The 9,134-nt window shown below is 67.1% G+C and carries 9 protein-coding genes and 1 pseudogene; 4 read left to right on the top strand and 6 right to left on the bottom strand.

Going from position 1 to position 9,134, the window contains the following annotated elements; translation table 11 throughout:
* The 4 genes from WAZ62_RS12845 to WAZ62_RS12860 all read right to left on the bottom strand — a co-directional run.
* Positions 1-841 (bottom strand): ABC transporter ATP-binding protein (locus WAZ62_RS12845; RefSeq protein WP_422643943.1); only part of this gene is annotated, 841 nt, incomplete at its 3' end.
* The gene (locus WAZ62_RS12850; RefSeq protein WP_422643944.1) at positions 838-1,701 is read right to left on the bottom strand and encodes an ABC transporter permease; all 864 of its coding nucleotides are present in this window, start codon (positions 1,699-1,701) and stop codon (positions 838-840) included. The genes WAZ62_RS12850 and WAZ62_RS12845, both read right to left, overlap by 4 nt.
* A 10-nt stretch (positions 1,702-1,711) precedes the next feature.
* Entirely contained in the window at positions 1,712-2,656 is a 945-nt protein-coding gene (locus tag WAZ62_RS12855; protein WP_422643945.1) for an ABC transporter permease, read from the bottom strand.
* Between the two features lie 209 nt (positions 2,657-2,865).
* Positions 2,866-3,873, bottom strand: a complete 1,008-nt coding sequence (locus tag WAZ62_RS12860; protein ID WP_422643946.1) for a D-2-hydroxyacid dehydrogenase — start codon at positions 3,871-3,873, stop codon at positions 2,866-2,868.
* 122 nt (positions 3,874-3,995) lie between these two features.
* Between WAZ62_RS12860 and WAZ62_RS12865 the strand changes: the two genes are divergently transcribed.
* The 3 genes from WAZ62_RS12865 to WAZ62_RS12875 all read left to right on the top strand — a co-directional run bounded on the left by WAZ62_RS12865 (position 3,996) and on the right by WAZ62_RS12875 (position 7,147).
* Complete coding sequence (locus WAZ62_RS12865) at positions 3,996-4,892, top strand: phytanoyl-CoA dioxygenase family protein (RefSeq protein ID WP_422643947.1); 897 nt, start codon at positions 3,996-3,998, stop codon at positions 4,890-4,892.
* A 75-nt stretch (positions 4,893-4,967) separates the two neighbouring features.
* Positions 4,968-6,440 carry a 4-hydroxyphenylacetate 3-hydroxylase family protein gene (locus tag WAZ62_RS12870; RefSeq protein ID WP_422643948.1) on the top strand — a complete coding sequence of 491 codons (1,473 nt, stop codon included), beginning with the start codon at positions 4,968-4,970 and terminating at the stop codon, positions 6,438-6,440.
* On the top strand, positions 6,437-7,147 hold the full coding sequence (locus WAZ62_RS12875; protein ID WP_422643949.1) for a GntR family transcriptional regulator: 711 nt from the start codon (positions 6,437-6,439) through the stop codon (positions 7,145-7,147). Before WAZ62_RS12870 ends, WAZ62_RS12875 begins: the two co-directional genes overlap by 4 nt.
* A 40-nt stretch (positions 7,148-7,187) precedes the next feature.
* Here WAZ62_RS12875 and WAZ62_RS12880 read toward each other — a convergent pair whose 3' ends face one another.
* On the bottom strand, positions 7,188-7,832 hold the full coding sequence (locus WAZ62_RS12880; RefSeq protein WP_422643950.1) for a DUF1028 domain-containing protein: 645 nt from the start codon (positions 7,830-7,832) through the stop codon (positions 7,188-7,190).
* 63 nt (positions 7,833-7,895) lie between these two features.
* Here WAZ62_RS12880 and WAZ62_RS12885 point away from each other — a divergent pair, with 63 nt between their 5' ends.
* Positions 7,896-8,651, top strand: coding sequence for a class II aldolase/adducin family protein (locus tag WAZ62_RS12885; protein WP_422643951.1), 756 nt, complete (start codon positions 7,896-7,898; stop codon positions 8,649-8,651).
* Positions 8,652-8,660: 9 nt separating this feature from the next.
* On the opposite strand, the pseudogene WAZ62_RS12890 reads toward WAZ62_RS12885, so the two are convergent.
* A pseudogene (locus WAZ62_RS12890) lies at positions 8,661-9,134 on the bottom strand (hypothetical protein); the annotation flags it as partial.

Below are 9,134 nucleotides of genomic sequence, written 5' to 3' on the forward strand. Positions count from 1 at the left end.
GGTCGGGCGGGGCGCCGCCGATCGTCGGCAGGCGCCGCGTCGCCGCGCGGATCAGGGCCGGCTCGCAGGCGATCAGGGCCCTGGTATAGGGGTGGCGCGGGTTCGCGAAGACCGCGCCGACCGGGCCGGTCTCGACGATCTCGCCCGCGTACATCACCGCCACCCGGTCGCACAGCTGGGCGACGAGGCCCAGGTGATGGGTGACGAAGACGATGGCGCCATCGACCGCCGAACGGTTCCGGCGCAGGAGATCGATGATCTGCGCCTCGGTCGTCGCATCGAGCGCGGTGGTCGGCTCGTCGGCGATCAGCAGGGTGGGACGGGTGAGAAGGGCGGCCGCGATGGCGACGCGCTGGCGCATCCCGCCCGACAGCTCGAAGGGATATTGGCGGAGGCGCCGCCCGGCATCGGAAATGCCGACGCGGGCCATCATCTCGGTGGCGCGGCGGCGTTTTTCCCGCGTGCCGGCGCCATGGTCGTGATGCTGGACCGCGACCAGCAGGTCGCCGATGGTCACCACGGGATTGAGCGCGGTGAACGGGTCCTGGAAGATCGCGGCGATGCCATTGCCGCGAAGCTGGCGGCGGCCGGTTTCCGGCAGGGCGACGATGTCGGTGCCCTCGAAGCGAAGCCGGCCGTCGACGGCGGCATTGTCCGGCAGCAGCGCCATCATCGAGGAGACCAGCGACGACTTGCCCGAGCCGCTTTCGCCGACGAGGCCGATGACTTCGCCCCGCCGGATGGTCAGATTGACATCGCGCACGGCCTGCACCGTGCCACGCGGCGTCGCGTAGCCGATCGACAGATGATCGATCTCGAGGAGGGCGGCGGCGGCGCTCATGACCGGCTCCCCGATTTCGGATCGAGAATGTCGCGGATCGCTTCGCCCAGGAAGTTGAAGCCGATGGTGGCGACGACGATGGGCAGGCCGGCGGCGATGACGAGGAAACTGCCCTGGCGGATGAAGGAGAAGCCGTCGTTCAGGATGCTGCCCCAGCTGGGGGCCGGCGGCTGGGTGCCGAGGCCGATGAAGGACAGGCCGGATTCGACCGTGATGACCATGGTCACATCCATGCAGACGAGGACGATCAGCGGGCCGAACAGGTTGGGCAGGATATGGCGGAACATGACGCGGGTGATCGGCGCGCCCATGGCCCGGGCGGCGAGAACATATTCGGACTGTTTCAGCACCAGCGCCTGGCTGCGCACCAGCCGGGCATAGGCCGGCATGGTGAAGATGATGACGACGATGATCACCGTGGTCAGGCTGGGACCAAGCACGGCGCCGAGCGCCAGCGCCATGATCAGCAGGGGCAGCGACTTGATCGAATCGAACACCAGCATCAGCAGCTTGTCGAGAAGGCGGGGGCCATAGCCGGCGATGAGGCCGAACAGCGTGCCGAGGACGACCGAGGCGCCAAGGGCGACGGTCGAGGCGAGAAGCGCCGTCCGCGTGCCGAAGATGATGCGCGACAGGACATCCCGCCCCAGCTGGTCGGTGCCGAGCGGATGGGCGAGGCTCGGCCCCTGGAGCCGGGCCAGGATGTCGATGGCGGTCGGATCGTAAGGCGCGATCAGCGGCGCGAAGACGGCGACCAGGACCAGGAAGCCGACGCAGACGCTGGCGAAGGCCCCGGAGGGATGCGCGACCAGGGCGTGCATGAAGGCGGCGGCGCGGCGAGGCGAGGACGGCGTGCTCATCGCGCCGGGCCTAGAGGGATTTGCGGATGCGGGGGTCAAGGCGGGCTACCATCAGATCGGCGGCGACGGTGCAGAGCACGTAGCAGGCCGTGGTCACTAGAACGCAGCCGGTCAGCAGCGGAAAATTGCGCGACATGACCGCGTCATAGGTCAGTTTGCCGATGCCCGGCCGGTTGAAGACGATCTCGATCAGCACCGCGCCGGACAGAAGGCTGCCGAAGCCCATGCCGATGATGGTCACGGTGGGAATGACGGCGATCGGCAGGGCGTAGCGCAGCACGATGCGCGATTCCCGCAGGCCGAAGGCGCGCAACATGCGGATATGGTTCTCGGACAGGACCTCGATCATCGAGGCCCGCACCATCCGGGCCAGGAAGCCGACCCAGCCAAGGCCGATGGCGAAAGAGGGCAGGATCAGGCGCCGGGCCTGATCGGCGATATCGCCCGCCGCCCCCGCGCCCAGCGCCGGCAACCACTTGAGCTGGACCGAGAAGATCAGCAGGCCGTAGATCGCGACGACGAAGGACGGCAGGGCGATGGTCACCGCCGAGAACACGCCCAGCAAACGATCGGCCAGACCGTCGCGACGCAGGGCGGTCCAGCAGCCGAGCGGAATGCCGATCAGCGCGGCCCAGCCGATGCCCAGCGTCGCCAGCAGCAGCGTGTGGGGCAGCGCGCCGAGGGCGATCCGCGAGATCGGCTGCCGGCTCCACATGTCGGTGCCGAGGTCACCGGTGAAAGCATTGGCGATGAAGCGCCAGAGCTGTTCCAGCACCGGCCGGTCGAGACCCATGCGGGTCATCAGCTCGCTGCGCATGGCCTCGGTCGCGCGGGGGCCGAGGGCCATGGACACCGGATCGCCGGGGATCACATAGATCAGGCAGAACAGGACGGAGATGGTGATGGTCATCACCGCAACCGACCAGAGAAGGCGCTGCGCTGTATACCAGATCACGCGAGCCCCCCGGGGAAACAAGGGCCGCGCACCGGCGTGGCGGCCGATTGGGGGCTGTTCGATGGATCGGAGGCAAGGCGCATGAAGGGTTCGGTCTCAAGGGGCATCATTTGTGTATACCGTACACCACAATAATTCGATTGCACCAGAAATTTGCAGTAGAAGAACGCCGCCTTAAATTTGTGCATCGGCGGCTGCCCCCCTGCTCGTCAATAGGCCCGCTGGCGGTCGATCCGGTTCATCAGGGGCAGGCCGGCGGCCCGCCGGTGAAGATTGCCGACCAGAATGTCGAGGGTGCGGTCGATATAGGTTTCCGGGTCGTCGCAGGAGACATGGGGCGTGATGATCAGGCCCGGCACCGCCCATAGGGGCGACGACGCCGGCAAGGGCTCCGGCGTCGCGACGTCGATCACGGCCCCGCCCAGATGGCCGGATTCGAGGGCGGCGGCCAGCGCCTCCTGATCGACCAGGGGGCCGCGGCCGAAATTGGCGAAACCGGCGCCCGGCTTCATCCGGGCGAAAGCGTCCCGGTCCATCATGCCCCGGGTCTCGGGGGTCAGCGGCATCGCCAGGACGACGAAATCCGCCTCGCCGAGGGCCTCGGCCGCCAGCAGCGTCGGCACCACGCGCTGGAAGCCCGGCGCCACCGCGCCGCCACGGTTGACGCCGGTGACGACGAGGCCGAGGACGCGGCCCGCGTCGGCCACGGCCTTGCCGATGCCGCCCGTGCCGAAGACCAACAGGCGCCGCCCGGCGATGGTCGAGCTTTCGCGCGGGCTCCATTCATGGCGGCGCTGGGCGGTCGCGTAACGGGGCAGATGGCCATGCAGCATCAGCAGGGTCATCATCGCCCATTCCATCACCTTGGGGCCGTGAACACCGCTGGCGCTGGTCAATTCCACCCCGGCCGGCAGCCAGTCCAGCGGCAGCAGATGGTCGACCCCGGCCGAGGTCAGCTGGATCAGGCCGAGGGCGCCCCGGGTGGCGGCGACGACCCTGGTCGGAACGCTGGAGCCGATCAGGACATCCGCCCGCGCCAGGGCCGCTTCCATCTCCGGATCATCGGGGGCGATGAGGCGGAATTCATAGAGCGGCAGCGGCGAGGTCGAGCGACCGAAGGCCGCCGCCATCTTCTCGGCGGTCACCTGATAGGCCGACGCCTGGGACGCGGGACGGAGCGCCAGCAGGCGCAGGCAGGAGGGGAAGGAAGACGGCATCACGGCACTTTCGGCAAAAATCAGGCAACAGGACCGGGTTGTTCGATCGGGAGACTATTGCATGGCGCTGAACTCTGTGTACAGTATCCACCATGTTCGTTGGTTGCAATGGAGTCCCTTCAATGTCTTCCGCCCAGGCAGCGCCGTCAGATTCGCCGATCCCCGCGACCTCGAAGCCGCTCGGCCCGCATGAGGTCGCGCTGTTCGAGCGTGACGGCTTCGTCATCGTGCCGGGTTTCTTCTCGCCCGAGGAGATCGCGCCTTTGCATGACGCCTGTGTCGCCGACCCATCGCTGGGCGGGCGCCTGCGCGCGGTCGCCGACAGTGACGGCAACGCGCAGGAAGTGATCGGCTGGACCGACCATTCCGATGACTATGTCGGCATGGTGCCGCGCATGGCCCGCCTGGTGGCCGGCGCCGCCGCCCTGCTGGGCAAGCCGGTCTATCACTGGCATTCCAAACTGTCGCTGAAGCGGCCCCATTCGGTCGGGCGCTGGGACTGGCATCAGGACTATCCCTATTGGTACGACGAGGGTTGCCTGTGGCCCGACATGCTGACCGCCATGATCGCGGTCGACGAGATTTCGACCGCCAACGGCTGCGTCCAGCTGGTCAAGGGCTCCCACCGGGTGGGCCGCATCAACCATGTCCAGGTGGGCGAGGCGATCGGCTGCGATCCGGTCCGGCTCGCGCTGCTGCAGAAGCAGCTGCCGACGGTGCCGGCGGAACTGTCGCCCGGCGACGTCTGCTTCTTCCACGGCAATATCCTGCACGCCTCGTCGGGCAATCCGTCCGACAGGCCGCGCACGATCATGCATTGCACCTACAACACGATCGACAATTCGCCCTTCATCACCGAAGGGCAGGAACACCACGCCTATCGGCCGATCGACGTGGTGCCGGACGACGCCATCCTGGCGAAGCGCTGGGACACGGTCTTCGACAGGCACAGCTTCACCTATACCGGCGGGGCCGAGGGCAAGAACGGCTACGGTTACAAGATCATCAATCGGATGTGATGGCGGCGTGCCTGCGCGTGACGCGCCGACACGGGGTGGAAGCGTATTGATACGGGAACGAGAAGCATGGGATTGATGACCAGGGCCGAATACCGGCGCAGCCTTTCCGACGGCCGTCAGGTCTGGATCAGTGGCGAGAAGGTGGAGGATGTGGCGACGCATCCCGCCTTCGCGCCCATGGTCGAGGCGATCTCCCGCATCTACGACCTGCACGAAGACCCCGCGACAAGGGACGTGATGACCTTCCCCCTCGCCGATGGCGGGGTAGGCTCGCGCTTCTACAAGATCCCGGAAAGCCGCGAGGATCTGATCCTGCGCCGGAAGATGACCAGCCTCATCCTCGACCGGGTCTGCCCGACCATGGACCGTTTCGGCGACGAGACGGTGACGCCGCTCTTCGTCATCCAGGACCGGCGCGACCTCCTTGATGCCTTCGATACCCGCTATGCCGAGAACAGCGCCCGCTGGCTGGACCGCCTGCAGCGCGAGAATCTGTTCATGACCAGCGGCAACACCGATCCGAAGGGCGACCGCGCCAAGCAGCCCTATCAGCAGAAGGATCTCGATCTCTATCTGCGCGTCATCGAGGAGACCGACGCCGGCATCGTCATCTCGGGCGCCAAGTTCGAGACCGGCGCGCCCTATGCCCATGTCGCCTTCATCAAGCCTACGGTGGGCGCCTGGATCGAGGAGAACCGGGATTACGCCGTCTCCTGCATCGTGCCCCTGAACGCGCCGGGCGTGCGCCACATCTGCCGGATGCCGCAATATGCCGGCGGCGGCGGCAAGGCCAACAGCTTCGAATACCCGCTGACCGCCAATTTCGACGAAGTCGACACGCTGATCGTCTTCGACAAGGTATTGGTGCCCTGGGAGAACGTGATCTTCAGCCGCCAGCCGAAACTGGCCGCCCTGATGCGCAGCGAATTCACCCGCTGGGCGGCGCAGGGTTACCTGACCCGCTGCCTGGCCAAGGCCGATCTTCTGGTCGGCACGGCGCTGCTGGTCGCCGAACAGTCGGGCACCGCCAATATTCCGCCCGTCCGTTCCAAGATCAGCCAGCTGATGATGCACAAGAAGGCGATCGAGGCTTTCCTGCTGGCGGCGGAAGCCGATTGCGAGACGACGCGCTCGGGCTATGTCATGCCCAATCAGGCGATCCAGAACGCCGGGCGTATCTTCTGCTCCCAGTCCTACAACCAGATGGTCCATCTGCTGCGCGAGATCGTCGGCGGCCAGGCGGTCATGCTGCCGGACGAGGCGATGCTGGCCGATCCCACCTCGCGGGCCGATATCCTGAAGTTCTTCCAGGGCGGCGATTGCGACGCGATTTCCCGCATCAGGGCGCTGCACCTGGCGCGGGAACTCAGCGCCTCGGGTTACGCCGGGCGGACCCAGGCCTACCAACTGTTCGCGGAAACGCCGATTTTCGCTCAGGAAGCGGCACTCTATGCGACATATGATCGTGACGATTCGCTGGGGCGGGCGCGGCGCGTCGCGGGGCTCGACGGCCCCGCCGAGACTGCCAGCAAGGGGGAGGCTGCATGAGTGAAATCAAGGCGGACGGCTGGCGCATCCAGAGCGCCAAGACAAGTTCCGCGCAGGCTTACGAACGGCTACGGGCGGCGATCATCCAGGGCGAATTCGCCCCGGGTGCGCGGCTGACCGAAGTCGCCATCGCCCAGTTGCTGGAAGTCAGCCGCACCCCGGTGCGCGATGCCTTCGCGCGTCTGGTGCAGGACGGCCTGGTGCGGATCGGCGCCAAGGGCACGGGGATCGAGGTGGTCGATCCCAGCCAGGAATTCCTCGATATCTATTACATCCGCGAGTCGATCGAGGGCTGCGCCGCCCGCCTCGCCGCCATGCGCGCCTCGGACGCCGAGATCGATGCGATCATCGCCCTGGCCGAGGCCAGCCGGCTGGCCGACCGCTCCGATGTCCTCGGCCGGGCCAAGATCAACAGCGAATTCCATCTGACCATTTCCAAGGCGGCCCATGCGCCCCGGCTGGAGCGGCTGATCAGCGACTACCGCGAGATTTTCGCCAGCCCCCATATCCTCCAGCGTTACACCCCGAGCGACACGCGGAAAGCCGTTGACGATCACACGCTGATCGCCACCGCCATCCGCTCGCGCAACCCGGACATGGCGGAGATGGCCATGCGGGATCATCTGCGCGTCGCCTATGCAAGGGTGGTGCGGATGGCGGAACAGGACCGGGTCACCGCCGCCGCCGAAGACGACGGGGCGGCCTGACCCCATGGCCGCCGCCCATGTTCAGGGGGCCTTTCCCCCGTCAGGCGGCGCCGGGATCATAGGCCCACAAGCGGCAGATCGGCGCCATGACGCGCCATTGCCGCCACAGCGCCGCCAGCGCGCCGATCGGATCATCGGCGCTGTCGATGCGCAGGTTGCTGTCCGGGAAGGGATCGGTGCCGACGGTGATCATGGCGGCGGACCGCAGGGGTTTCACTTCGCCGCCCGCGGCAAGGCCGGCGCGGAGCGCGGCGATCAGCCGGTCTTCCAGTGCGCCTTCCGTGGCCTCGAAACCCCGGATCATCGCCGCCGGCACGCCGACATCGGCCAGGATATTGCCAAGGGCCACCGCCGTGTCGCAGCGCGCTTCGGCATGAAGGCCGCTGCAGCGCGCTCCATTGTAACTGGCGATGCGGCCGGCGGCATCCATCACCGCCGCCTGCCGCCATTCGGGATGAACCGTCTCGGCCATGGTGGCGGCCAGGGCCGCGCCGGCATCGAGCCCCTGCGCCAGATGATCGAGCGCGCGCGGGCCGATGGTGGGATCGGTGCGGTTCTGCGTCACCGCCACGCCGAGGCCACTGCGGCCATAGGGACAGCGCCCGCCAAAAGCAATGCTGGAGGTGGCGCCGGCCACGCCCAGGCGGCCGGTCCGCGCGCAGCGGGCCACGATTGAAAACGTCATCTCGGCGATCTTTCCCGGGTAAGCCTTGTTACAAGTCCTGATCCAATAGTTGTGGAGCGTATGATGGAAGTAAAGGATAAAGTCGCCAGCTTCATTGAAGTCACCAATGAAGAAGAGGCACGACTGAACCTGACGGCCCTTTACCGTCTTCTTGCCCATTTCGGGATGGATGACACGATCTATACCCATGCCTCGGCACGAGTTCCGGGCGAGAATGCATTTCTGATCAATCCATTCGGCTATATGTTCGACGAGATCACGCCCGATAGCCTGGTGAAGATGCCGATCCGCGATCTGGAAGACATCGGCGGCGCCAATGCGGCGGGCTATGTGATCCATTCGGCGATTCTGGCCGCGCGGCCGGATGTGAACTGCGTGGTTCACACCCATACCCGTGCCGGCGTCGCCCTGTCCTGCCTCGAGGACGGGCTGCTGCCGATCAACCAGTTCGCGATCGAATTCGCCGGGCGCATGGGCTATCACGATTATGAAGGGGTCGCCTTCAATCTCGACGAAGGGCCGCGGCTCGACGCCGACATCCAGGGCAAGCTGGGCCTCGTGCTGCGCAACCACGGCCTGCTGACCGTGGGCCAGACCATCCCCGCCGCCTTCTATCTGATGTATTATCTGGAACAGACCTGCCGGGTGCAGATGGATGTGCTGGCGACCGGCCGCCCCTTCGTCACGCCCTCGGCCGAACTGATCGCCCAGACCGAGCGGCAGTACACCAGCAGCTTCGATCCGCCGCGCGCCGGCCATCGCATGTGGCCGGCCATGCTGCGCCTGCTCGACCGCGCCAGCCCGGGCTGGCGCGGCTGAGGCTCGCCGTCACACGGGCAATGGCGCCGGGTCGAAAGCCTGGCGCCATGACCGGCTGAACACGAGGGCGTCGTTCTCGAAGGCGTCGAGCCGGCAGTGCAGGGTGAAACGCCCCGCGTCCACGCCGACCTCGGCGAAAGTCTCGAGCCGGATGGCCCAGCCGGGGCGGTCCATGTGCATCCGCCGGGTGATGGCGACATGGGCGCTGCCCGGATCGTCCGGCAGGATCGAGAAGACTTCGTGGCCTTCGGTGTGGAACGACAGCTCGCCGAGCCGGGTCGCCTGGCGCCGCGTCTCGATGGTCAGGGCGGTGCGCCCCGTCGCGGCGTCGATCGTCGTGAAGCGCCGGATCGCCTCCGGCCACAGCACCTCATGCGGCAGGGCCGGCGCCGTCTCCGGCGGCGCCATCTCGGGCAAGGCGATGGCCGCGGCCGGCAGGGCCGGCAGGTCGAGACGGGCGGTGCCGAGGTGCAGCATCAGGCC

This window comes from Zavarzinia sp., assembly GCF_049306435.1.
Taxonomy (GTDB): domain Bacteria; phylum Pseudomonadota; class Alphaproteobacteria; order Zavarziniales; family Zavarziniaceae; genus Zavarzinia.